This window comes from Streptomyces sp. NPDC008238, assembly GCF_042956445.1.
Taxonomy (GTDB): Bacteria; Actinomycetota; Actinomycetes; order Streptomycetales; family Streptomycetaceae; genus Actinacidiphila.
In genome coordinates, this window is record NZ_JBIBGK010000006.1 from 279,136 (window position 1) to 303,443 (window position 24,308).

Below are 24,308 nucleotides of genomic sequence, written 5' to 3' on the forward strand. Positions count from 1 at the left end.
CGGTTCCCCCGTGGACGAGGAGGTCCGAACGTGCGTGATCCATCCCCAGCGCCCCCCGGCGGCGCGGTGCCGGTGCCCGTCGTCCTGGCCGGGTTCCGCGGCCACGGCGCCTGGCACCTGGCGAACCTGCGGCGGCTGTCGGCCGCCGGCCTGGTACGGCTCGCCGGGGTCTGCGACACCGTGCCGCCGGCGGCGGGCGAGCCGGCCGGGTTCCCCGGGGCCGTCCACGGCACCGACCTCGGCGAGCTGACCGCGCGGACCGGCGCCCGGATCGCCATCGTCTGCACCCCCATCCACACGCACACCGACCTGGCGCTGGCCGCGGCCGCGCAGGGCGCCCATGTGCTGCTGGAGAAGCCGCCCGCGCCCTCCTACGCCGCCTACGAGCGGCTGGTCGCCGGGACGGAGGCGAGTGGAAGCGCCTGCCAGATCGGCTTCCAGTCACTGGGCTCGCACGCCCTGGCCGCCGTACGGGCGCTCGTCGCCGACGGTGCGATCGGTGAGGTGCGCGGCATCGGCGCGGCCGGCAACTGGGTGCGCGAGGAGCACTACTTCCACCGGGCCGCCTGGTCGGGGCGGCGCAGGACCGGCGGCACGGACGTCGTCGACGGGGTGCTCACCAACCCGCTCGCCCACGCCGTGGCCACCGCGCTCGCCCTGGACGGCAGCGACCGCGCCGAGGACGTCGGGGCGATCGAGCTCGAGCTCTTCCGGGCCAACGCCATCGAGGCCGACGACACCTCCGCGCTGCGGCTGCGCACCGCGCGGGGCACGGTCGTCACGGTCACCGCCACCCTGTGCGCCGAGCGGAACAGCGAGCCGTACGTGGTCGTCCACGGCGACCGCGGCCGGGTGACCCTCTGGTACAAGCAGGACCGCGTCCTGCTGCAACGCGCCGGGCACGGCCCGCGGGAGCGGCGCTACGGGCGCACGGACCTGCTGGAGAACCTCCTCGCGCACGTGCGGCACGGCGCGGAACTGCTCGTGCCGCCGCGCGCGACGGGCGCCTTCATGAAGGTCGTCGAGGCCGTGCGCACGGCACCGGAACCGGTGCCGCTGCCCGAGGACGCCTGGCGCACCGAACCCGGCGAACGGTCCGGCAGGCGGGTCGTCACCGGGATCGACGCGGTGGTCACCGCCGGCGCCGAGCGCCTCGCCCTCTTCTCCGAGCTGGGCGCCCCCTGGGCCGCCGCCGGCGGGACGGTGCCGCGATGACGACCACGACCCTGCACGCCGCCGGACGCCCCGTGGGACGGTACGTCCACCGCCCCGAGCTGCCCGGGCGGCTCTCCCCGCGCCCGTACCTGCACCCGCTGACGACCCTGGCCGGGGTGCCCGTCACCGCGTTCATGCCCGCCGACCACCTCCACCACCTCGGGGTGAGCGTCGCCGTCCCGGACGTCGGCGGACACAATTTCTGGGGCGGCCGTACCTTCGTCCGTGGCCGCGGCCCGACGGAACTCGACGACCACGGGGTCCAGGAGCACCGGGGACTGCTCCGCAGCGGCCCGGACGGCTTCACCGAGGAGCTGTCCTGGCGCCACGGGGAGCGCGAACTGCTCCGCGAGCACCGGACGGTCACGGCCCGCGCGCTCGGCGAGGACCGCTGGGCGCTCGACGTCACCTTCGCGCTCACCAATCCCGGCGACCGGGAGCTGACCATCGGCAGCCCCGCCACCAACGGCCGCCCCGGCGCCGGTTACGGCGGCTTCTTCTGGCGCGCGCCCGCCGGCCCGGAGCGCGCGCGGGTGTTCACCGCCGAGGCGGAGGGCGAGGAGGCCGTGCACGGCCGGGCGGCCGGCTGGCTGGCGCTGTCCGGCGAGGACTGGACGCTCGTCTTCGCCGGGATGACCGCCGTGACCCGCCGCGACCCCTGGTTCGTGCGCACCGCCGAGTACCCGGGCGTCGGCTCCTCCCTCGCGTGGGACCGGCGGCTGCCCGTCCCCGCGGGCGGCACCGTGAGCCGGCGGATCGCCACCGCCGTCGCCGACGGGCGGCTCGGCACCGCGGAGGCCGGCGCGCTCGCCCGCGGCCTCGTCGAGGGGGGCGGCTGACGATGCGCCCCTGGACCGCCGACCTCGGCGACGGCACCTACCGCAACCCGGTGCTCCACGCCGACTGGTCCGACCCCGACGTCATCTCCGTCGGCGACGACCACTACCTCACGGCCTCCAGCTTCGGCCGGGTGCCCGGACTGCCCCTCCTGCACTCCCGCGACCTCGTCAACTGGCGGATCATCGGGCACGCGCTGGACCGCCCCGCACCGGGGGCGGCGGCCGGCGCGCCGCGGCACGACTGCGGGGTGTGGGCGCCGTCGCTGCGGCACCACGACGGCCGCTTCTGGATCTTCTGGGGCGACCCCGACGCCGGGCTGTTCCAGGTCAACGCGCCCGATCCGCGCGGCCCGTGGACCCGCCCGCACCTGCTGAAGGCCGGCAAGGGCCTGATCGACCCCTGCCCGCTCTGGGACGAGGACGGCACCGCCTACCTCATGCACGCCTGGGCCAGGTCCCGTTCCGGGGTGAAGAACCGGCTCACCGGGCACCGGATGAGCGCGGACGGCCGGGAACTGCTCGACGAGGGCCGGGTGGTCGTGGACGGCGACCGCATCCCGGGCTGGTTCACCATCGAGGGCCCCAAGCTCCACCGCCACGACGGCTGGTACTGGATCCTCGCGCCGGCCGGCGGGGTGGGGACCGGCTGGCAGGGCGCGTTCCGCGCCCGCGACTTCTTCGGCCCCTACGAGGCGGCCGTCGTGCTCGAACAGGGGCGCACCGCGGTCAACGGGCCGCACCAGGGCGCCTGGGTGCGCACCGCGCGGGGCGAGGACTGGTTCCTGCACTTCCAGCAGCGCGGCGCGTACGGGCGCGTGGTGCACCTGCAGCCGCTGCGCTGGACGGCGGACGGCTGGCCCCTGGCGGGTGACGCGGGCGAACCCGTCGCCCGCCACGCCAAGCCGCGGGCCGCCGGGCCTCAGCCGCCCGAGGCCCCGGCCACCGACGACGACTTCCCCGGCGGCCGGTTCGGCCGGCAGTGGTCCTGGACGGCGGCCCCACGGCTCGGCTGGACCACCGCGCACGGCGCCGACGCTCTCCGCCTGACCTGCGTGCGCACCGCCGACGCCCACGACCTGCGGCGGCTGCCCAACGTCCTGGTGCAGCGGCTGCCCGCCGAGTCCTTCACCGTCACCGTCGACCTCGCGCTGGACGCGGGCGCCGAGGGCGCGAGGGCCGGTCTGGCCGTCGTCGGCGACGCCTTCTGCTGGATCGGCCTGGAGCGGTCGGCGGGCGGCGTCCACCTGGTGCACCGCTTCGCCGAGTCCGCCGCCGGGGCCGAGCGCGACGCGGCGTACGCCCGTCCGGCACCGGAGGGCCGCGCGTCGCTGCGCGTCGAGGTGACCTCGGGCGCCCGCTGCCGTTTCGCCGCGGACACCGGTGACGGCCCGCGCCCCTCGGGCCCGGTGTTCGCCGCGACGCCGTGGCGCTGGGTGGGTGCCCAGCTCGGGCTCTTCGCCACGGCGCCCACCGGCCGCGGCGGTCCCACCGGCCCCGCCGGGACTGCGGACTTCACCCACTTCCGGATCACGGCCGGCCCGTCCGCCCCGGAACCCGCGCCGGATCCCCGGCCGCCCCGTACGTCCCCACCACCCGCACACACCCCGACAGGAGAGTCACCATGAGAGCACCGATGGGTCGCGGAGCGCGCCTCGCCGCCGCCGTCGCGGCCGTCTCCGCACTGGCGCTGACCGCGTCCGCCTGCGGCACGGACGGCAAGGGCGGCTCGGGCAGCGAGGGCAGCGGCAAGGGCACCGTCACCTTCTGGGACAACAACGGCGGTGTCCGCACCGAGGTGTGGAAGGAGATCATCTCGCGCTTCGAGAAGAAGAACCCGGACGTCAAGGTGAAGTACGTCGGGGTCGCCGCCGCCGACGTGCAGTCCAAGTACGACACCGCCATAGCGGGCGGCAAGGGCCTGCCCGACGTGGGCGGCGTGGGCACCGCGATGCTCGCGAGCCTGGTGGCGCAGGGCGCCCTGGACCCGGTGACCGACCGCATCGACGACAGCTCCCTCAAGGGCAGGTTCGACCCCGATCTGGTCGAGAGCGTGCAGGTGGCGGGCGGCGGCGAGGAGCTGTTCTCGGTGCCGACCTCCGCGAACATGGGCGTCCTGTGGTACCGCACGGACCTCTTCGAGGCCGCGGGCGTGCCCGCGCCCACCACCTGGGACGCCTTCTTCACGGCGACCGGAAAGCTGACCGACCGGAAGAAGAACGAGTTCGGCTTCACCTTCCGCGGCGGCGCCGGCTCGATCGCCCAGGCGCTGGACATGATGTACGGGCAGTCGGGCATCGACAGCTTCTGGAACGGCGACTCGACCACCGTCAACGACCCGAAGAACGTGGCCGCGCTGGAGAAGTACGTCGCGCTCTACAAGAAGACCACGCCGGAAGCCGACCTCAACAACGACTTCACCAAGATGGTCGCCGAGTTCGACAACGGGAAGATCGGCATCCTCCAGCACAACCTGGGCTCCTACCAGAACCACCTGGACGCCCTCGGCAAGGACAAGTTCGCGGGCGTGGCCATGCCGGTCGACGCGTCGGGGGTGCGCACCACGGTCTCCAACCCGGTGGACGGGCTCGGCCTGTTCAAGAGCTCCGGGAACAAGGAGGCGGCCTGGAAGTTCATCGAGTTCGCCGCCTCCGCGGAGGCCAACAGCCTGTGGAACGAGTCGGCCGGGGCCGTCCCGTCCAACACCGAGGCGCAGGACGACGACTGGATCGCCTCCGCCGGTGCCACCAAGACCGCCATCGACGCGCTCACCGACCCCGACACCAGGATCGTCCAGCTGCCGTACTACCTGCCGGACTGGAACACCCTCAGCAAGGCCGACAGCGAACCGGAGTTCCAGAAGGTCGTCCTCGGCCGGCTGAGCGCCAAGGACTTCCTGGACGCCTTCGCCGGGAAGCTCAACGCCGCCCAGGCGGACTGGAAGAAGCACAACTCCTGACCCGCGCGCCCGGGAACGGCACGTCCGGCGGCGCACGGCGCCCACACCGCGCCGTGCGCCGCCGCCGTCCCCGATCCGACCGTCAGGCCGCGGGGCCGCTGCGGTACTCACGGGGCGAACTCCCCGTCACCTCCTTGAAGGCCGTGCTGAGCGCGCTCTCCGAGCCGTAGCCGACCGCGCGGGCGATGACGGCCAGGGTGTCGGTGCCCGTGCGCAGCCGCTGCGAGGCGAGTTCGATGCGCCACCGCCTGAGGTAGTCCAGCGGCGGGCAGCCCACGGTCCGCTTGAACCGCGCGGCGAGCGTGGACCGGGACACCCCGCTGGCGCGGGCGAGTTCGGCGACCGTCCAGCCGTGCGCCGGGGCGCTGTGCAGCGCCGCCAGGGCGGGCGCCACGACGGAGTCGGCCAGGCCCGCCGGCCAGCCCGACGCGCCGTGCGCCTCGCGCGCCAGGTGCAGGCGCAGCACGTGGACCAGCATGACGACGGCCAGGTGCTCCGCCACGAGCGTGGCGGCCACGGGCCGTCCCAGCAGTTCCTGACCGATCTGTTCCAGCGCCCAGCGCACGGTCTCGGCCTGCGCGGTCTCCGCGGGCAGGTGGATGACCGGCGGCAGCGCGTCCAGCAGCAGGGCCCGCGCGCGGTCGCCGAAGGAGAAGCGGCCGCCGACGAGCAGGACGTCGTCCCCCCGGCCGAGCCTGGCGAAGCCGCCCTCCGCCGCCGCGAACACCGGCGCCGCGTCGACCGCGGCCACGCCAGGGCCGCTGCGCAGCACGAACGGCCGGGCCCGGGTCAGCAGGAAGCAGTCGCCCGCGGCCAGCTCCACCGGCCGGTCCGTCCCCTCGACCTCCAGCAGGCACCGGCCGTGCCGGACCGAGTTGAACTTCACCCCGGACGGGGCCCCGAAGCGCACAGCCCACTCGCCGCCCGCCACGAGGCCCGTCGAGAGATGGGCCCTGGTCTCCAGCAGGGCCAGCACGTCCTCGAGCGGATCCATGGGAGCCTCCTGGGGTGGCTGGACGATGGATGAAGTTTTCCGGAGTTTTCGTTATGGAGGATACGCGACGCCCTTCCTAGCCTGGATCGAGTACCAGCCGTTCCTCCCCTTTCAGAGAAGGTCACCGTGCTCGACCACCCCCTCCTGCAGACCCCCTTCCCCTTCCACGCCACGGCCTCCGAGGTCATCAGCGGGGTCGACCTCACCGGCCGGCGCGCCCTCGTCACCGGCGGCGCCTCCGCATCGGCCTCGAAACGGTCCGGGTCCTGGCCGCGGCCGGCGCGGACGTCACCATCGCCACGCGCGACCCCGCCGCCGCGGCGCCCGCCCTCCGCGGGCTCGAGGCCACCGTCCCGGCCGGCTCGGTCGACGTACGCCCCCTCGACCTGGCCGACCTCGACTCCGTCGCGCGCTTCGCCCGCGAGTGGAGCGGCCCGCTCGACATCCTCGTCGCCAACGCCGGGGTCATGGCCCTCCCCACCCGCCAGGTCAGCGACCGGGGATGGGAGCTGCAGCTCGCCGTCAACCACCTCGGCCACTTCGCCCTCGCCACGGCGCTCCACCCCGAACTGCGGGCGGCCGGCTCGGCGCGCCTGGTCGTCGTCAGCTCCGGAGCGCACAAGAGCGCCGCGTTCGACTTCGAGGACCCGCACTTCGAGCGCCGTCCCTACGACCCCTGGACGGCGTACGCGCAGTCCAAGACCGCCGACGTCCTGTTCACGGTCGGCGCCGCCCGCCGGTGGGCCGCCGACGGCATCACGGCGAACGCGCTCAACCCGGGATGGATCCTCAGCACCAACCTCCAGCGCCACATCGACGACGCCACCATGCGGGCGATGGGCGTGACGGACGAGGACGGCGCCGTCATCCCGCAGCCCTACCACAAGACCGTCGAGCAGGGCGCCTCGACATCGGTGCTGCTCGCGGCCTCCCCGCTGCTCGACGGGGTCACCGGGCGCTACTTCGAGCACAATCAGGAGGCCCCGGTCCTCGAGGCGAACGAGGAGCGCCCCGCCGGCGTCGCCCCCCACGCCGTGCACCCGCTCGCCGCGGACCGGCTCTGGGACCGCGCGCAGTGCGCCCTGCGGAGGTGAGACCGGGGACGTCCCCTGCGGCCGCGCCCGCCCCGGACGGGGCGCGGTCCCGCTCCGCTCGTCCTGACCGGGCGCGGGCGGGTCACGCGGCCGCGGTGCCCCCGGGGGTCGCGGCCCGGGCCCCGCGGCCCTCGTACCAGAGGGCCGCGCCCGTCACCAGCGCGCCCACGCCCTCCCACACGCCGACCCCGAGGAAGCCGGACGGCGCCCGGCCGATCACCACGGCCGTGGTGAAGACGGCGAAGGTCAGCAGCCGGAACGGGACCGTCCAGCGGAAGAAGGCGCGCCAGTCGGCGAGGGCCGCCAGGACGTAGTACACGCCCATGTTCAGCGCCGCCATCGAGGAAGCCGTGAGGAAGACCAGGGTGTGGTCGCCGGCCGCGCGGTGGTCCGGCCGGGCGAAGCCGAGCAGGGAGAGCTGGACGGCCGGCGAGACGATCCCGACGATGCCGAGCGCGGCGGCGAGCAGACCGAAGACGGCCATGGTCCAGCCGGAAAGGGAGCGGGGGAGACGCACCGGTCCTCCAAGTCCGGGGGCGACGGCTTCGGCGCCCCAACTCCCCTGATCCTATGGGATGTTCAGGTCGACTCCCGCCGCACGAGCTCCGTCGGGAGGATCACCCCGGACGGCTCGTCCCCGGCGATGCGGGCGAGCAGCAGCCGCACCATCTCGGCGCTGATCCGGTCCCAGGGCTGGCGGATGGTGGTCAGCGGCGGCAGCGTGGCCAGCGCCGCCGGGGAGTCGTCGAAGCCGCCGACCGCGACGTCCTCCGGGACCCGCCGCCCTGCCCGCTCCAGCGCCGCCAGCGCGCCCTGCGCCATCAGGTCGGAGGCGACGAAGACCGCGTCCAGGCCGGGGGAGCGGCCCAGCAGGGCGGTCATCGCGGCCTCCCCGCTGGCCCGGCTGTAGTCGCCCTCAGCGACCAGCGTCCCGTCGGCGGGCAGCCCCGAGGCGGCCAGCTCCTCGCGGTAACCCGCCAGGCGCTGCACACCGCCGGGGGTGTCCAGCGGGCCGGTGATCATGGCGATCCTGCGCCGCCCGGAGGCTACGAGGTGCCGCACCATCCGGTGCGCGCCGCCCCGCTCGTCGGCCGCCACGTACGCGACCCGGCCGCCCTGCCCGAGCGGCTCACCGCACGCGACGACCGGCACCCCGGCCTTCTCCAGCCGCTCGGCGACCGGGTTGCCCGAGTGGCTGGACACCAGCAGCACGCCGTCGACGTGCCCGGCGGTGATGTAGCGGGTTATCCGCCGCCGCTCGGGCTCGTCGCCGGCGATCATCAGCAGCAGCGGTATGTCGTGCGCGGCCAGCGCCTGGGTGCAGCCGCTGAGCAGCACGTTGAAGTTCGGGTCCTCGAAGAAGCGCTCCTGCGGTTCAGTGAGCAGGAAGCCCACCGAGTCCGACCGCCCGGTGATCAGGCTGCGGGCGTGCCGGTTCACCACGTAGCCGGTGCGGCGGATGGCGGCCTTGACCGCCTCCAGCGCGGCCGGGCTCACGTTGTGCCCGCCGTTGAGGACGCGCGACACCGTGCCCCGCGACACGCCCGCCTCGCGGGCCACGTCGTGGATCGTCGGGGGACGGCGTCGTTCTGTGCGGCTCATACCGTTCTTCCTTCGGGGCTCCTCAGGACTTTACGGCCCCGGAGAGCAGGTCCAGGCTCCAGAACCGCTGGATCACCAGGAACAGTGCGATCAGCGGCATGATCGCCAGCATCGCACCGGTGATCACCAGCGTGTACAGGGCGGGCGCCGAGGCGCCCTGCTGGAGCAGGGTGAACAGGCCGAGCGTCACCGGGAACTTCTCGTCGTCGCCCAGCATGATGAACGGCAGCAGGAAGTTGTTCCAGATCGCCACGAACTGGAAGAGGAAGACGGTCACCAGTCCGGGCAGCATCACCGGCAGCGCGATCGTGCGGAAGATCCGCCACTCGCGCGCCCCGTCCACCCGGGCCGCCTCCACCACCTCGTCCGGCACCGCGGCGGAGGCGTAGATCCGCGCCAGGTAGATGCCGTACGGCGCCAGGACGCTCGGCAGCAGCACCGACAGGTAGCTGTCGGCCAGACCCGCCTTGGCCATCAGCAGGTACTGCGGGATAGCCAGGATGACCGGCGGCATCAGCACCCCGGTCAGCAGGACGTTGAAGATCGCCTCGCGGCCCCGGAAGCGGTACTTCGCCAGCGCGTAGCCGCTCACCGCGGACACCGCCGTCGACAGCAGCGCGCCGAAGCCCGCGTAGAAGAGGGAGTTGAGCATCCACCGCCAGTAGACGCCGTCGCGGTACGCCGTGAGCGCGGAGACGTTGCCGGCCAGGCCGGTGCCGGGCAGGAAGGTGAACGTCGCGAAGAGCTCGCGGCTGCTCTTCGTCGACGCGACCAGCACCCACGCCACCGGGAGCAGGCAGTAGGCCGCGCCGAGCAGCAGTACGACGGTCGGGACGAGACCGGCGCCGCGGCGCCGCCGCGGTGCGGTGGCGCGGGCCGCGGTGGTGGCGGCCCGCCGGTCGAGGGGGGTTGCCGTGACGCTCATCAGGAGGCTCCCTGCCGGGTACGGGAGTTGGCCGCCCGCAGGAAGCCGAAGGACAGGACGAGGGTGACGAGGGCGATGACCACCGAGGTCGCGGCCGCCGAATGGAGGTCGCCGCGGACGAAGGCGTCCTGGTAGACCTTCATCAGCGGGCTCCAGGTCGTGGAGATGGAGTTGGTCATCCCCTTCAGGGTCATCGGCTCGCCGAAGACCTGGAAGGTCGCGATCATGGAGAAGAAGAAGGTCAGCACGAGCGCCGGCGCCACCGTGGGGATCTTGACCCGCAGCGCGATCTGCAGTTCCGAGCAGCCGTCGATGCGCGCGGCCTCGTAGATCTCGGCGGGCACCGCCCGCAGCGACGTGTAGATCACGATCATGTTGAAGCCCGTGCCGCCCCACACGGCGACGTTCGCCAGGGCGCCGAACAGCGCGCCACCGGTCAGCAGGTCCGGCTCGGGCAGGCCCAGCGCGCCCAGCGCGTAGTGGAGCGGGCTGAGCGAGGGCAGGTAGAGGAAGCCCCACAGCAGGGCGGCGACCACTCCGGGCACGGCGTACGGCAGGAAGATCGCCAGCCGGGAGAAGCCGCGCAGACGGGTCCGCTGCGCGTCCAGCATCAGCGCGAACAGCAGGGCGAGTCCCAGCATTACCGGCACCACGACGGCGCCGTAGCCGAGGATGCGGGCGGCGCCGTGCAGGAGTTCGGCGTCGGACAGGACGGAGGTGTAGTTGGACAGCCCCGCCCAGGCCTCGCCGCGTGCGCCCCGGCCCAGGCCCAGGCCCTTGACCTCGATCTTGCGGAAGCTCAGGTAGACGGCGTAGCCGATGGGGAGCGCGAAGGTCGCGGCGAACAGGACGAGGGCGGGGAGGAGGAAGCCGTAGGGGGCGAGGCGTCGGGTGCGCCGGGCGGCGGGCGTGGGCGGCATGGGCGGCTCGTTTCGGGCGGCGGACGGCGGGCGACTAGTTAGCGGGCGGCGGGCGCGGTCGGCGGGTGGAACACCGGGCGAGCGGGGGACCGGGGGCGCGTGGTGCCCCCGGTCGGCCTCGAGGGGCTACCGCGCGTCACTCCGCGACGGAGAAGCCCTGCTTCTTCATGTCGGCGACCGTCGCCGACTGCACCGCGCCCAGCGCCGGTCCGAAGCCGGCCTTGTCCTGCGCCGCCTTGCCGAAGGCGTCCTTGAACGCGCTGTAGGCGACGTTCACGTTCGGGCCCCAGGCGCCGGGGGCGGTGGTCTTCGCGATCTCGGCGGCCTTGGTGTAGAAGTCCGGCTGGTTGGAGAAGAACTCCGGCGCCTGCGCGAGCGCGTCCCCGCTCTGCGCGGCCGTGGCCGCCGGGTAGATGCCGCCGTTCTTCACCAGGGCCGTCACGGCCTCCGGGTCGGTGTTGAGCCAGGTCGCGAACTTCACGGCCGCGTCCTTGTGCCGGGAGTCGTTGCTCACGCCGGTCGTGGAGCCGCCCCAGCTGCCGGTGAGGGCCTCGCCCGCGTTCCACTGCGGCAGCGGTGCCATGGCCCACTTGCCCTTGGTGTCGGGCGCGGCCGTCGTCAGCACGCCCGGTGCCCAGACGGCGCTGACCCAGGCGATCTGGGTGCCGGTGTTGAGCGCCTTGTTCCAGGCGGGGGTGTACATCGGCTGGTTGTCGATGACGCCCTCCTTCACCAGGCCGCCCCAGAAGTCGGCGACCTTGGTGGAAGCGGCGTCGTCGATGGCGACGTCCCACGTGTCCCCGCTGGTGGTCCACCACTTCGCGCCCGCCTGCTGCGACAGGCCGGCGAACAGGCCGGGGTCGGTCGCCGAGAAGGTGGTCAGCGACTTCGTGGCGTCCTTCTTCTTCAGGGCGCGGGCCGTCCGCGCGAACTCGTCCCACGTCGTGGGCACGCTCAGGCCGTACTTCGTGAACAGGTCCTGGCGGTAGTAGAACATCAGCGGCCCGGTGTCCTGCGGGATCGCGTACACCGCGTCCGAGCCGAGGGTCACCTGCTGCCACACACCGTCGGCGAAGTCCTTCTTCGCGTCACCGGCCTGCCCGGATATATCGGCCAGGACGTCGTTGCTCACCAGGGTGGGGAGGGCCTGGAACTCGGCCTGCACGAGGTCGGGGGCCTTGTGCGCCTTCGACGCGGTGATGATCTTGGTGACCAGGTCGTCGCCCGACGCCTGCTTCTTCACCGTGACCGTGATCCCGGCCTCCTTGCCGGGGCCGGCATTCCAGACCTCCGCGACCTTGTCCAGGCCCGGGGCCCAGGCCCAGTAGGTGAGGCTGACCGGTTTGGACTCCGCCTTGCCTCCGTCCCCGCCGTCGTCCGACGAACCGCAGCCGGCCGACAGCGTGGTGGAGAGCGCGGCCGCCGCGAAGGCGGCGACGAGGCGCTTGTTCATGGGTTCCTCCCCTGACGAGGGTGTGCGGGGCGCTGTGAGCGTTCACAGTAGAGAAACATCTCCGACACTTGTCAATGCTTGTGGCCCTGCGGTTACCTTGGCCGAGCCGCCCCTCGGGCAGCTGTGCACGTTCCCAGAGTTGACCCAGGAGATCCCATGGCGCGCCTCGCCTACGGCGGCGACTACAACCCCGAGCAGTGGCCCGAGGAGGTCTGGCAGGAGGACGTCCGGTTGATGCGCGAAGCCGGTGTGACCATGGTCAGCGTCGGCATCTTCGCCTGGTCGAAGCTGGAGCCCGAGCCCGGCCGCCACGACTTCGGCTGGCTCGACCGGCTGCTGGACCTGCTGCACGAACACGGCATCCGCGCCGACCTCGGCACCCCCACCGTCGTACCGCCCGCCTGGTTCTACGCGGCCCATCCCGAGGCGCTGCCGGTCAGCCGCGAGGGCGTCCGCTACGGCTTCGGCTCGCGCGGCGCCATCTGCCACAGCTCCGCCGCCTACCGTGCGGCCGCCGCCGGGATCACCCAGCGGCTGGCCGAGCGCTACGGCCGGCATCCCGCGCTCGCCCTGTGGCACGTCCACAACGAGTACGGCGTGCCCGTCGGCGCCTGCTACTGCGAGGCGTCCGCAGAGGAGTTCCGGCAGTGGCTGCGGGGCCGCTACGGCACCCTCGACGCCCTCAACACCGCCTGGGGCACCGCCTTCTGGGGCCAGGCCTACGGCGACTGGGCGCACGTCGACGCCCCCCGGCTGACCCCCACCGTCGCCAACCCGGCCCAGCAACTCGACTACGCCCGCTTCACCGACGAGACCGTCCGCGGCAACTTCACCGCCGAGCGCGACATCCTGCACCGGATGTCACCGGGCGTCCCCGTCACCACCAACTTCATGACCGCGCTCAGCCAGTGCGACTCCATGGACTACTGGGCCTGGGGCCGCGAGGTGGACCTGGTCACCAACGACCACTACCTGATCACCGACGGCCGCCGCACCCACGTCAACCTGGCGATGGCCGCCGACCTCACGCGCTCCGTCGCCGGCGGCGCCCCCTGGCTGCTGCTGGAGCACTCCACCAGCGGCGTCAACTGGCAGCGCCGCAACCCCGCCAAGGCACCCGGCCAGATGGCCCGCAACAGCCTCGCCCACGTGGCCCGCGGCTCGGAGGGCGCCCTGTTCTTCCAGTGGCGGCAGTCCCGCTACGGCGCCGAGAAGTTCCACTCCGCGATGCTGCCGCACGCGGGCACCGACAGCCGCGTCTGGCGGGAGGTCGTCCGGCTGGGCGCCGACGTCGCGGCCCTCGCCGAGGTGGCCGGGACCCGGACCGTCGCGGACGCCGCGGTGCTGTGGGACTGGCAGTCCTGGTGGGCGCAGAAGCTGGAGTGGCGGCCCAGTCAGGACCACGACGCGCGCGAACGCGCCGACGGCTTCTACGAGGCCCTGTTCGACCGGCACCTGACCGTCGACTTCGCCCGGCCCGATGCCGACTTGTCGGCCTATCCCCTTGTCGTCGTCCCCGCGCTCTACCTCACCACCGAGGCCGCCGGACGGAACCTGCGCGCCTACGTCGGGGGCGGCGGCACGCTGCTGGTCTCCTACTTCTCCGGCGTCGTCGACGAGCACGACACCGTCCACCCGGGCCCGGTGCCCGGCGCCCTGCGGGACGTGCTCGGCCTGACGGTCGAGGAGTTCGCGCCCCTGCTCGACGGGGAGAGGGTCCGGCTCGAGGGCCCCGCCGGTCCCGAAGGTCCCGGAGGCCCCGCCGGCCTCGAAGGCCCCGCGCTCACCGGTGACCTGTGGACCGAGGTCGTCGTGCCCCGCGGCGCCGAGCCGGTCTGGACGTACGCCGACGGACCCGCCGCGGGCCGCCCCGCCGTCACCCGGCACGCCCTGGGCGACGGCACGGCCTGGTACGTCTCGACCCGGCTCGGCCCCACGGGGCTGAACGCGGTCCTGGCCGCCGCCGCGGAGGACGCGGGACTGCCGGAGCGGGCCGAACTACCGCGGGACGTCGAGGTCGTCCGCCGCGCCGGCGAGCAGGGCACGTACCTCTTCGTGATCAACCACACCGGGGCCGAGGCGAAGGTGCCCCTCGACGTGCCCGGCACGGAACTGCTCACCGGGGAGCGGGTCATCGGGCGGCTCAGCGTGCCGCCGGGCGCGGTCCGGGTGCTCCGGGAGGAGTCCTGAGCGGGCGGATCAGAGGCGGCGGGTCGCCAGCGTGAGGCGGTCGCGCGCGTCGAAGAGGGCGTCCTTGATCAGCTGCTCGTGGGCCGGGGTCAGCCGGGCCACCGGCACCGAGCAGCTGATCGCGTCGCGCGCGGGCGTGCGGTAGGGGATGGTCACCCCGAAGCAGCGCAGGCCGAGCGTGTTCTCCTCGCGGTCGACGGCGTAGCCCTGCTCGCGGATCTGGTGCAGCTCCTCGATCAGCTTCTCGCGGTCGGTGTGGGTGTGCTCGGTGAGCGGTTCCAGCGTCTCCGGCAGCAGCTTGCGGACCTGCTCGTCGGTGTACGTGGCGAGCAGGGCCTTGCCGAGCGAGGTGGAGTGGGCCGGCAGCCGGCGCCCGACCCGGGTGAACGGCCGCAGGTAGTGCGAGGACTGACGGGTCGCCAGGTACACGACGCTGGTGCCGTCCAGCCGGGCCAGGTGGATCGTCTCGCTGGTGTCGTCCGAGAGCCGGTCCAGGGTCGGGCGGGCCGCGGCCACGACCTCGTCGCCGTCGATGTACGAGGTGCCCACCAGCAGGGCGCGCACGCCGATGCCGTAGCGTGTGCCGGTGGCGTCGGTCTCGATCCAGCCCAGCTCGACGAGCGTGCGCAGCAGCATGTACAGGCTGGACTTGGGGTAGCCGACGGCCTCCTGCACGGCGGCCAGGCTGTGCATGCCGGGCTGCCCGGCGAAGAACTCCAGCAGCTCCACCGTCCGCACCGCGGATTTGACCTGCGCCCCGCCCTCACCTGCAGCCATCTGGAGTGGACCCCTCTTGTTCGGCCGGGACCCGCGCAAGTAGGCTCCCGAACAGATTCACAGTTGCGGATGCTGTTCAGCATATCGAACGGAAGGCCTGGAGGTACCCGCGGTGGCCGTACCAGTGTGGAGCGTCGATCCCCGAACCGGGAAGCAGCGGGAGCAGGTCGCCGTGGAAGCCACCGCCGAGGAGGTCGACGCCGCGGTACGCGCCGCCGCCGCGGCCCTCCCGGCACTGGCCGACCGTGAGGTGCGGGTCCGTCTGCTGCGTACCGCGGCCGACTTCCTGGAGGAGGCCGGCCCCCGCATCCTGGAGGCCGCCGACGCCGAGACCGCCCTCGGGCCGGCCCGCCTCACCGGTGAACTCGGCCGCACCGCCTACCAGCTGCGGGCCTTCGCCGAGATCGTCGAGGAGGGCGCCTTCCTCGACGTCATCATCGACCACGCCGACGCGACGCTCGCCCCGCCCCGGCCCGACCTGCGGCGCTACAAGATCCCGCTCGGCGTCGTGGCCGTCTACTCCGCCAGCAACTTCCCGCTCGCGTTCTCCGTGCCGGGCGGCGACACCGCCAGCGCCCTCGCGGCCGGCTGCCCCGTCGTCGTCAAGGCCCACCCCGACCACCCCGCGACGAGCGAGCTGTGCGCGGACGCGCTGCGCCGCGCGGCCGTCGAGGTCGGGCTGCCCGCCGACGTCGTCTCGGTGGTCCACGGCTTCCAGGCCGGCATCGACCTCATCAAGCACCCGCTGGTCTCAGCCGCCGGCTTCACCGGCTCCGTGCGGGGCGGCCGTGCCCTCTTCGACGCCGCCGCGGCACGACCGGTGCCGATCCCGTTCCACGGCGAACTCGGCAGCCTCAACCCGGTGGTCATCACGCGGGCCGCCGCGGAGGAGCGCGCCGAGCAGATCGGCGTCGGACTCGCCGGGTCCGTGACGCTCGGCGTCGGCCAGTTCTGCGTCAAGCCCGGCCTCGTGCTGGCCCCGGCGGGGGAGGCGGGCGACCGCCTCCTCAAGTCCCTGGCCGCCGCGGTGGGCGACGTCGCCCCCGGCACGCTGCTCGACGCCCGCATGCGGGACAACTTCATCGCGGGCGTGCGCGAACTGACGGCGCTCCCGGAGGTGGAGGCGCCGGTCGAGCCCGGCGACGGCGGCGAGCACCTGGTGCGCGCCGGCTTCGTCTCCGTCCCGGCGGCCCGGCTCGCGGAGGACGGTGAGCACGACGCGCTGCTGGAGGAGCACTTCGGGCCGGTCACGGTCGTCGCGCGGTACGGCAGCGAGGAGGAGGTCGAGGGGGTGCTCGGACGGCTCCCCGGGAACCTCACGGCGACGGCGCACCTGAGCGAGGCCGAGGCGTCCGGCGGCGACGGCTCCGGCGCGGAACTGCTGCGCCGGCTCACGCCGCTGGCGGGGCGCGTCGTGGTGAACGGCTGGCCCACCGGGGTCGCGGTGGCCCCGGCCATGCACCACGGCGGCCCGTACCCGGCCACGACGTCGACGTCCACCTCGGTGGGCGGAACGGCGATCGAGCGGTGGCTGCGGCCGGTCGTGTACCAGGACGCGCCCGAGGGGGTGCTGCCGGCGGAGCTGCGCGACGGGAACCCGTTGGGGGTGCCGCGGCGGTTCAATGGGCGGCGCGAAGTGTGAGGCTGGCGCCTCCTGCGCCGGGTGAGTGTGGTTGCGGCCTGTTGTTGTGTGCGGGTTTTTTGCGCCTGCGGCGGGCTGTCTCCCACCCTCCCGCCCTCCCCCAACCTTCGGCCGGGGGGACCCCCATCCGGCGCGATTGGTGCGGGCCTCGCACCTCGTTGTGGGGTCGGGGCCGCGCCGGCGCACTCCCCCAACCTTCGGCCGGGGGGACCCCCAGAACGCTCGCGGTCGACCCCCACATCATTCCGCGCCGGGTCCGCCGCTCGTCGTTTCCGGGCGCACCCCGACACACCCCCTCCGGTCGTGTGGGCGCACAACGGCCGGTGGGGGGTGTGGAGGTAGCCCGGGGTTGCCCCGGACCGCCCTCTGACCCCACGGCCCCACGGCCCCACGGTGCAAGCCCGCATCATTCGGCACCGCGTATGCCGCTCGTCTTCCTCAGTCTTCGGCCAGGGGGAGCACCCCGCCACACCCCCTCCTCTCGTGTGGGCGCATGACGGCCGGTCGGGGGTCAGTAAGGCAACTGGGTTGACCTCGGACCGCGGTGTGCCCCATACGGCCTCGCGGTCTGAGCCCGGTCGTTCGGCGCCGGGTTTCCCGAGTGTCTTCCCCAGCCTTCGGCCAGGGGGCCCCCGCACATCCTCTTCCCGTTGCGCGGGCGCATGACGGGGGTGCGTCGAACAGGTGCGGTGCCCCGGGCTGCCTTGTGACCCTCCACCGGCCGTTGGTCGCTGTTGATACGGAGGGGGTGGGGTCGTAGGGGTGGGCGTTCTGGACGCTGACGTGTATTTGATGTGCGGCAGAGACGGTACCGACGAGTGGTGCCCGTCATGCACATAAATATGCGGTACAGAATGCCCACCCCGGAGGCCCCGCCCCCGGCCCACCCATGCACAGTGCGCAGGCCCGCACCAACCGTGCTGGGCAATCGGGAGGGAGGGTGGGGGAGAAACCCCAACAGAAACCACAACGGACCCGCGCACAACGGCGGGCGTCCCGGAGGGTCAGCGCACGGGCGTGAAGTCCCGTGCCCCGATGAACTCCGGACGGCGGACGGGCGCCGCGAACGGCTCTTGCGCCGCGTTCTCCACGCTGTTGAAGACGATGAACACGTTGCTCCGCGGATACGGGGTGATGTTGTCCCCGGAGCCGTGCATGGAGTTGCAGTCGAACCACACCGCGGACCCGGGCGGCCCGGTGAAGAGCCGGATCCCGTGCCGGCCCGCCAGTTCGGTGAGGGCCGCGTCGGAGGGCGTCCCCGCGTCCTGCATCTGGAGGGACCTCTTGTAGTTGTCCTCCGGGGTCGCGCCCGCGCAGCCGAGGAACGTCCGGTGCGAGCCCGGCATGATCATCAGGCCGCCGTTGGTGGCGTGGTTCTCGGTCAGCGCGATCGAGACCGAGACCGCGCGCATGCGGGGCATCCCGTCCTCGGCGTGCCAGGTCTCGAAGTCGGAGTGCCAGTAGAAGCCGGAGGCGCCGAAGCCCGGTTTGACGTTGATCCGGCTCTGGTGGACGTAGACGTCGGAGCCGAGGATCTGCCGGGCGCGGCCGACGATCCGGGGGTCGCGGACCAGCTCGGCGAAGACCGGGCTGATCTTGTGCACCTCGAAGACCGAGCGGATGTCCTGGGACTTCGCCTCCACGATGGACCGTTCGTCCGCGCGCACCGCCGGGTCGGCGCACAGCCGCTCCAGTTCGGCGCGGTAGCGGGCCACGTCCTCGGGCCCGATGATCGCGTCCACGGGGAGGAAGCCGTCGCGGTCGAAGTCGCCCAGTTCGGACGGCTGGAGCGGGCCGGACGTGCCGGGTGCGCCCCAGACGACCGGGTCCTGGCGCGGGGTCAGCACCTCGGCCGTGCCGCGGGTGGGGTAGAGGTCGGTCCTGGGGTCGTGCGTCGTCGCGGTGGTCATCGTGGTCACGCTCCCTCGGTGAGCAGGGGGTAGACGCCGTTCTCGTCGTGCACCTCGCGCCCGGTGACGGGCGGGTTGAAGACGCAGACGAAGCGCAGGTCGGTCTCGGGGCGCACGGTGTGCCGTTCGTGGCCGTCGAGCAGGTAGAGGGTGCCGGGGGAGATCCGGTGCGTCTCACCGGTCTCGTCGTCGGTGAGTTCGCCCTCGCCCTCGACGCACAGCACCGCCTCGACGTGGTGGGCGTACCACATGGAGGTCTCGGTCCCCGCGTACATCACGGTCTCGTGCAGCGAGAAGCCCACGCGGTCGTCGGCCAGGACGATGCGCTTGCTGCGCCAGGTGCCGGTCTCGGCGGTGACGTCGCGGGCGGTGCCCTCGATGTCCTTCAGGGATCGCACGATCACGGTGGGACGGTTCCTTTCGTCAGGCGGTCTCGCGGACGGAGCGGGCGAGGGTGCGCAGCCCCTCGTCCAGTTCCTCGGGCGTGATGGTCAGGGCGGGCAGCAGCTTGACGACCTCGCCGCGCGGGCCGGAGGTCTCCAGCAGCAGGCCCAGTTCGAAGGCGCGGGCGCACACCCGGGAGGCCCGGCCGGGGTCGGTGAACTCCAGGCCCCACACGAGGCCGCGGCCCCGGTGGCGGGCGCCGGAGCGCGCGTGCTCGGTGCGGATCTCGCGCAGCGCGGCCTCGGTCTGCTCGCCGCGCGCCAGCGTCTGCTTCTCCATGCTCCCGCCGTCCGCCCAGTAGGTGTCGAGGGCGGCGGTGGCGGTGACGAAGGCGGGGTTGTGGCCGCGGAAGGTGCCGTTGTGCTCGCCCGGCTCCCAGATGTCGAGTTCGGGCCGGAAGAGGGTCAGCGCCATCGGCATGCCGTAGCCGCCGATCGACTTGGAGAGCGTGACGATGTCCGGCACGATGCCCGCCTCCTCGAAGGAGAAGAACGGGCCGGTGCGGCCGCAGCCCATCTGGATGTCGTCGACGATCAGCAGCATGTCGCGGCGCCGGCACAGGTCGGCGAGCCCGCGCAGCCACTCCGGGCGGGCGACGTTGATGCCGCCCTCGCCCTGGATGGTCTCGACGATCACGGCGGCGGGCTGGTTGAGACCGGAGCCCTGGTCCTCCAGCAGCCGCTCGAACCACAGGAAGTCGGGGACGCGGCCGTCGAGGTAGTTGTCGAAGGGCATCGGGGTGCCGTGCACCAGGGGGATGCCGGCGCCGGCCCGCTTCATCGAGTTGCCGGTGACCGCGAGCGAGCCCAGCGACATGCCGTGGAAGGCGTTGGTGAAGGACACGACCGACTCGCGGCCCTTGACCTTGCGGGCCAGTTTCAGCGCCGCCTCGACGGCGTTGGTGCCGGTGGGGCCGGGGAACATCACCTTGTGGTCCAGCCCGCGCGGGCGCAGCACGACGTCCTGGAAGCGTTCCAGGAAGGCGCGCTTGGCGGTGGTGCTCATGTCGAGGCCGTGCGTGATGCCGTCGCGCTCCAGGTAGTCCAGCAGGGCGCGTTTGAGGACGGGGTTGTTGTGCCCGTAGTTGAGGGCGCCGGCGCCGGAGAAGAAGTCGAGGTAGTCGTGGCCGTCCTCGTCGAACAGGCGGCTGCCCTGCGCGCGGTCGAAGACGGCGGGCCAGCCGCGGCAGTAGCTGCGGACCTCGGACTCGAGGGTCTCGAAGACGGACGTGGCGGGCGGGGAGAGGGTCACCGTGCATTCCTTCTGTGGGGGAGGAGGAGTCGTGCGGGGACGGCGGGGTCAGACGAGGGGACCGATGCGGTACAGGACTTCGGGCTGGTGGCCGTCGGGGAACAGCGCCGCGTCGAACAGCACCTCGCGCTCGGTCCGTGCTCCGTGGCGGGCGCCGAAGGACGTGAACAGGCGGTGCGAGGCCTCGTTGTCCGGGGTGATCGTGGTCTCGACCTCCCGCACGCCGGCCGCGGCGGCCCGTTGCGCGAGGTCGTCGAGCATCGCGGCCGCGAGCCCCCGGCCGCGGTGCGCCTCGTCCACGGCGACCTGCCAGACGACCAGGGTGCGGGGGCGTTCCGGGCGGACGTAGCCGGTCACGAAGCCGATCGGTTCGCCGTGCTCCGTACGCGCCACCACGGAGGTGCCGGCGAAGTCCCGGCACCACAGGAGGTAGCTGTACGGGGAGTTCAGGTCCAGGGTCCGGGAATCCCGGGCAATGCGCCACAGTGCGGCGCCGTCCTCGATTCTCGGGGTGTCGAGCAGCAATTCACTGGCGGCGGTCATGCGGAAACAACGTAGCGGGCGGAATTCTCGACTGCATGCCGCGCGGGCCTTGTGGCGTGCGGACGCCACTGATATCAGGCGCGCGGATGCCGCCGGAAAGGGGTGTCCTGTCCGGATAATTCCGGTCGAAAGGGTGGGGTTGTGGGCTCGGTCACATCCTCGGAATCATCACGTCGTGTCGATGAAATCTTGGCGTTTGAAGCCGTTCTCCCGGGGCAGGAGTTGAATGCGGAATGCTCTGGCTGATATTCCGGATGATTCCCCGCGATTTCTCCGCGGTCAAGGCGTGCGGAATTCCGGGTGCCGAAACGGAAAGGGCCGCCCGGACCGTTCACGACGGTCCGGGCGGCCCTCGGGGCGCGGTGGCGTCAGGCCCGCAGGGCGGCCTCCGCCGCCGCGACGGCGGGCTCGGGGGCGGTGCCCAGCGCGCCGGCCAGCGCGCGCAGCGTACGGACGACCACGGCCGGGTCCGCGTCCCGGCCGTAGTGGTTGACCCGGACCATCTCCTTGGCCAGCGCCCCGCCCCCGGCGACCAGCGGGAGCCCCGGCTCCAGCGCCAGGGCGCGGGCGACCAGTTCGTCGGCGGCGACGCCGTCCAGGGTGCGCAGCGTCGTCGCGACCGGCGCGGCGTCCTCGTCCCGGTACACGTACGGCTCGACGGCGGCGTCCAGCGCGGCCGCACCGGCCCGGGTCGCCGCCGCGGCGGCGCGGTGCCGGGCGGCCACCGCGCCGGGCCCGGCCTCCTCGATGCGCTCCAGGCAGGCCTCCAGCGCCAGCATCTCCAGCTGCGCGGGCGCGTGCGGCAGCGCCCTGCGCCCGGCGTCGATCCAGCGCTCCTTCCAGTCCAGCAGCGACAGGTAGGAGCGGCGCGGCGCGGCGGGGTTGTCCGCCAGGCGCCGCCACGCGCGCTCGCTCACGGACACCGCCGACACCCCCGCGGGCCCGCCCATCGCCTTCTGGGCGCCGATCACGCACAGGTCCACGCCCCACGCGTCCACCAGCAGCGGTTCGGCCGCCACCGACGCGACCGCGTCGACCATGAACAGCGCGCCGTGCGCCCGGACCACCTCGCCGATCTCCGCGACCGGGTTGGTGTTGCCGGTGGCCGCCTCCGCGTGCACCAGCGACACGAAGTCGGTCTCCGGGTGCCCGGACAGCGCCCGCGCGACGTCGTCCGGCTCCACGGCGGCGTGGAAGGGCACCTCCAGGTCGACCACGGTGGCGCCCGCGTCCCGCAGCCAGTTGCCGAAGGTCTGGCCGTACGGCCCGGTGACGATGTTCAGCGCCGTCGAACCCGGGCGCGCGCCACCGCGGATGCAGCCCTCCAGCGGCAGCAGGGCCTCGCCCTGCATGATCACGACGTCCTGCCCGGTGTGCAGCAGCGCGGCGACTCTCCGCTCGATCGCGGCGAAGCGTTCGGCGGTCAGCGGGGGCAGGTCGAGCAGGGGGTGGGACACGGCGGCGCTGCTTCCTTCGTCGGGGGGTGTACCGCCCGAGGGTAACCGGCGGCTCGTAGAGTGCAGACATGGCTGATCGCGAGGCGCCGCAGGCACTGCACGTCAAGGGCCGCATCCTGGCCGGGCCGCGGGACGTACGGGACGAGCTCTGGGTGGTCGGCGGACGCGTCACCTACGAGCGTCCCGCCGGCCTCCGCGACGTCACCACCGTCGAGGGCTGGGTGCTGCCCGGACTGGTGGACGCCCACTGCCACGTCGGTCTCGACCAGCACGGTCCCGTCGACCCGGGCACCTCCGAGAAGCAGGCGCTCACCGACCGCGACACGGGCACCCTGCTGCTCCGCGACGCCGGTTCGCCCTCCGACACCCGGTGGATCGACGACCGCGAGGACCTGCCGCGGATCATCAGGGCCGGCCGGCACATCGCCCGCACCCGCCGCTACATCCGCAACTACGCCTGGGAGATCGAGCCCGAGGACCTGGTCGCCTACGTCCGCCGGGAGGCCCGCCGCGGCGACGGCTGGGTCAAGCTGGTCGGCGACTGGATCGACCGCGAGGCCGGCGACCTCACCGCGTGCTGGCCGCGCGGCGCCGTCGAGGCCGCCATCGCCGCCGCGCACGAGGAGGGTGCCCGCGTCACCGCCCACTGCTTCGCGGAGGACTCCCTGCGGGACCTGGTCGAGGCCGGGATCGACTGCGTCGAGCACGCCACCGGGCTCACCGAGGACACCATCCCGCTCTTCGCCGAGCACGGGGTCGCCATCGTTCCCACGCTGGTCAACATCGCGACCTTCCCGGACCTCGCCGACGGCGGCCAGGCCAGGTTCCCGCGCTGGGCCGACCACATGCGCCGGCTGCACGCCCGCCGCTACGACACCGTCCGCGCCGCCCACGAGGCCGGCGTGCGGATCTTCGCCGGCACCGACGCCGGCGGCTCCCTCGCCCACGGGCTCGTCGCCGGCGAGGTCGCCGAACTCGTCACCGCCGGTCTGCCCGTGCTCGACGCGCTCTCCGCCGCGACCTGGTCCGCCCGTGAGTGGCTCGGCCGCGACGGCCTCACCGAGGGGGCCTCCGCCGACCTCGTCGTCTACCCGGAGGACCCGCGCGCCGACGTCCGCGTGCTGACCGCGCCCCGGCGCATCGTGCTGCGCGGTCGCGTGGTGGGGTGACCCGGCGGCCGCGGGGGAGCCACCGTAGCGGAGGGCCCGCCACCAGTACGCCCGGAATGATCCCGGAGCACCGATTCGGGTGATCCTGTACAGGAAGAGTCGATACATTCCTTTCCGTCGTGCTGCGATCGGTCCCACGGGCCGACACCGCAACGGGACGGGGAGCACCATGACCAGGCAGGGACCGCAGAAGTACCCGGGGGCCTCGCGCAGGTACTGGTACCAGGACGACTACGGCGGCGACGCGATGGAGGTCAACGCCGTCGTGCTGCACACCACCGAGGGCCGCAGCGTGCCGACGTACGGGGGCGGGAGCAGCGCGCCCAACCTGACGGCGAAACCCGACTTCGAGGACGAGAAGCTGGTCTGGTACCAGCACTTCGACATCGACATCTCCTCGCGCGCCCTGGTCAACCGGGCCGGCGGGGTGGAGACCAACACCCTCAACGTGTGCCAGGTGGAGCTGGTGGGCACCTGCGACCCCGACCGGCACGAGGACTGGGGCACCGCCAACCGGCACCTCTACTGGCCCAAGGCCCCGCAGTGGGCGCTGCGCGAACTCGCCGAGTTCCTGGCCTGGATGCACACCCACCACGGCGTGCCGCTGAAGGGGCCGAAGCTCTGGCTCCCGTACCCCCGCTCGTACGGGAACGCGGGCGGTCAGCGGATGACCGGACGGGAGTGGAACGCCTTCCGGGGGGTCTGCGGCCACCAGCACGTGCCGGAGAACTCCCACGGGGACCCCGGCGCCCTCGACTTCGCCAAGTTGCTCGAATACACGCGATCGCAGGTGTGACGCACGGGAACGCATGTGCCGCAGGTTTCGAATACGGGGACGAAAACCACCCTTTGGAGTGAACTGGGCCCAGGCGGGTGCCGGTTCACTCTCCGTACGTAAATCATTACGGGGTCGAGGTCGCCCGGCGA

General features: G+C 73.1%; 20 protein-coding genes and 1 pseudogene. 9 read left to right on the forward strand and 12 right to left on the reverse strand.

The features are described 5' to 3' along the window. The first annotated feature begins 30 nt into the window (after positions 1-30). The 4 genes from ACFZAU_RS17135 to ACFZAU_RS17150 are packed head-to-tail and all read left to right on the forward strand — an operon-like array spanning position 31 to position 5,010. Positions 31-1,215, forward strand: a complete 1,185-nt coding sequence (locus ACFZAU_RS17135; RefSeq protein ID WP_500552800.1) for a Gfo/Idh/MocA family protein — start codon at positions 31-33, stop codon at positions 1,213-1,215. Further along, entirely contained in the window at positions 1,212-2,054 is an 843-nt protein-coding gene (locus ACFZAU_RS17140) for a DUF6807 domain-containing protein (protein ID WP_500552801.1), read from the forward strand. Before ACFZAU_RS17135 ends, ACFZAU_RS17140 begins: the two co-directional genes overlap by 4 nt. Positions 2,055-2,056: 2 nt before the next feature. Beyond that, positions 2,057-3,679 (forward strand): glycoside hydrolase family 43 protein, encoded by a 1,623-nt coding sequence (locus ACFZAU_RS17145; RefSeq protein ID WP_500552802.1) that lies wholly within the window; start codon positions 2,057-2,059, stop codon positions 3,677-3,679. Next, on the forward strand, positions 3,676-5,010 hold the full coding sequence (locus ACFZAU_RS17150) for an ABC transporter substrate-binding protein (protein ID WP_500552803.1): 1,335 nt from the start codon (positions 3,676-3,678) through the stop codon (positions 5,008-5,010). The genes ACFZAU_RS17145 and ACFZAU_RS17150 overlap by 4 nt, the downstream gene beginning before the upstream one ends. A gap of 82 nt (positions 5,011-5,092) precedes the next feature. Here the strand turns inward: ACFZAU_RS17150 and ACFZAU_RS17155 are convergent, their stop codons facing one another. Beyond that, on the reverse strand, positions 5,093-6,004 hold the full coding sequence (locus ACFZAU_RS17155) for an AraC family transcriptional regulator (RefSeq protein WP_500552804.1): 912 nt from the start codon (positions 6,002-6,004) through the stop codon (positions 5,093-5,095). 186 nt (positions 6,005-6,190) lie between these two features. On the opposite strand from ACFZAU_RS17155, the pseudogene ACFZAU_RS17160 reads away from it, so the two are divergent. After that, positions 6,191-7,098 (forward strand): annotated as a pseudogene (locus ACFZAU_RS17160) (SDR family NAD(P)-dependent oxidoreductase). A gap of 82 nt (positions 7,099-7,180) precedes the next feature. Here the strand turns inward: ACFZAU_RS17160 and ACFZAU_RS17165 are convergent. From ACFZAU_RS17165 to ACFZAU_RS17185, 5 genes are all read right to left on the reverse strand, one after another. Continuing rightward, complete coding sequence (locus tag ACFZAU_RS17165) at positions 7,181-7,582, reverse strand: hypothetical protein (protein ID WP_499606277.1); 402 nt, start codon at positions 7,580-7,582, stop codon at positions 7,181-7,183. Positions 7,583-7,677: 95 nt separating this feature from the next. Then, positions 7,678-8,700 (reverse strand): LacI family DNA-binding transcriptional regulator, encoded by a 1,023-nt coding sequence (locus tag ACFZAU_RS17170; RefSeq protein ID WP_500552805.1) that lies wholly within the window; start codon positions 8,698-8,700, stop codon positions 7,678-7,680. A 22-nt stretch (positions 8,701-8,722) separates the two neighbouring features. Next, positions 8,723-9,625, reverse strand: a complete 903-nt coding sequence (locus ACFZAU_RS17175) for a carbohydrate ABC transporter permease (protein ID WP_500552806.1) — start codon at positions 9,623-9,625, stop codon at positions 8,723-8,725. Beyond that, entirely contained in the window at positions 9,625-10,545 is a 921-nt protein-coding gene (locus tag ACFZAU_RS17180; RefSeq protein ID WP_499606186.1) for a carbohydrate ABC transporter permease, read from the reverse strand. The genes ACFZAU_RS17175 and ACFZAU_RS17180 overlap by 1 nt, the downstream gene beginning before the upstream one ends. A 136-nt stretch (positions 10,546-10,681) precedes the next feature. After that, entirely contained in the window at positions 10,682-11,998 is a 1,317-nt protein-coding gene (locus ACFZAU_RS17185; RefSeq protein ID WP_500552807.1) for an ABC transporter substrate-binding protein, read from the reverse strand. 156 nt (positions 11,999-12,154) lie between these two features. On the opposite strand from ACFZAU_RS17185, the gene ACFZAU_RS17190 reads away from it, so the two are divergent. Beyond that, positions 12,155-14,188 carry a beta-galactosidase gene (locus ACFZAU_RS17190; protein WP_500552808.1) on the forward strand — a complete coding sequence of 678 codons (2,034 nt, stop codon included), beginning with the start codon at positions 12,155-12,157 and terminating at the stop codon, positions 14,186-14,188. A gap of 9 nt (positions 14,189-14,197) precedes the next feature. On the opposite strand, the gene ACFZAU_RS17195 is transcribed toward ACFZAU_RS17190, so the two are convergent. Then, positions 14,198-14,965 (reverse strand): IclR family transcriptional regulator, encoded by a 768-nt coding sequence (locus ACFZAU_RS17195; RefSeq protein WP_499606189.1) that lies wholly within the window; start codon positions 14,963-14,965, stop codon positions 14,198-14,200. Positions 14,966-15,077: 112 nt separating this feature from the next. Between ACFZAU_RS17195 and ACFZAU_RS17200 the strand changes: the two genes are divergently transcribed. Beyond that, on the forward strand, positions 15,078-16,607 hold the full coding sequence (locus ACFZAU_RS17200; RefSeq protein WP_500552809.1) for an aldehyde dehydrogenase (NADP(+)): 1,530 nt from the start codon (positions 15,078-15,080) through the stop codon (positions 16,605-16,607). Positions 16,608-17,611: 1,004 nt separating this feature from the next. Here ACFZAU_RS17200 and thpD read toward each other — a convergent pair. The 5 genes from thpD to ACFZAU_RS17225 all read right to left on the reverse strand — a co-directional run bounded on the left by thpD (position 17,612) and on the right by ACFZAU_RS17225 (position 22,212). Continuing rightward, positions 17,612-18,517 carry an ectoine hydroxylase gene (gene thpD / locus ACFZAU_RS17205; protein WP_500552838.1) on the reverse strand — a complete coding sequence of 302 codons (906 nt, stop codon included), beginning with the start codon at positions 18,515-18,517 and terminating at the stop codon, positions 17,612-17,614. 5 nt (positions 18,518-18,522) lie between these two features. After that, the gene (locus tag ACFZAU_RS17210) at positions 18,523-18,921 is read right to left on the reverse strand and encodes an ectoine synthase (RefSeq protein WP_500552810.1); all 399 of its coding nucleotides are present in this window, start codon (positions 18,919-18,921) and stop codon (positions 18,523-18,525) included. A gap of 19 nt (positions 18,922-18,940) precedes the next feature. Further along, positions 18,941-20,212 carry a diaminobutyrate--2-oxoglutarate transaminase gene (ectB, locus tag ACFZAU_RS17215; RefSeq protein ID WP_500552811.1) on the reverse strand — a complete coding sequence of 424 codons (1,272 nt, stop codon included), beginning with the start codon at positions 20,210-20,212 and terminating at the stop codon, positions 18,941-18,943. A gap of 48 nt (positions 20,213-20,260) precedes the next feature. Further along, positions 20,261-20,755, reverse strand: a complete 495-nt coding sequence (ectA, locus tag ACFZAU_RS17220) for a diaminobutyrate acetyltransferase (RefSeq protein WP_500552813.1) — start codon at positions 20,753-20,755, stop codon at positions 20,261-20,263. 368 nt (positions 20,756-21,123) lie between these two features. Next, complete coding sequence (locus tag ACFZAU_RS17225) at positions 21,124-22,212, reverse strand: pyridoxal-phosphate-dependent aminotransferase family protein (RefSeq protein ID WP_500552814.1); 1,089 nt, start codon at positions 22,210-22,212, stop codon at positions 21,124-21,126. 68 nt (positions 22,213-22,280) lie between these two features. On the opposite strand from ACFZAU_RS17225, the gene ACFZAU_RS17230 reads away from it, so the two are divergent. Both ACFZAU_RS17230 and ACFZAU_RS17235 read left to right on the forward strand, forming a co-directional pair. Then, complete coding sequence (locus ACFZAU_RS17230; RefSeq protein WP_500552815.1) at positions 22,281-23,381, forward strand: amidohydrolase family protein; 1,101 nt, start codon at positions 22,281-22,283, stop codon at positions 23,379-23,381. 169 nt (positions 23,382-23,550) lie between these two features. After that, a complete protein-coding gene (locus ACFZAU_RS17235; RefSeq protein WP_499606197.1) occupies positions 23,551-24,177 on the forward strand; it encodes a hypothetical protein in 627 nt (208 codons plus the stop codon). Positions 24,178-24,308: the final 131 nt, after the last annotated feature.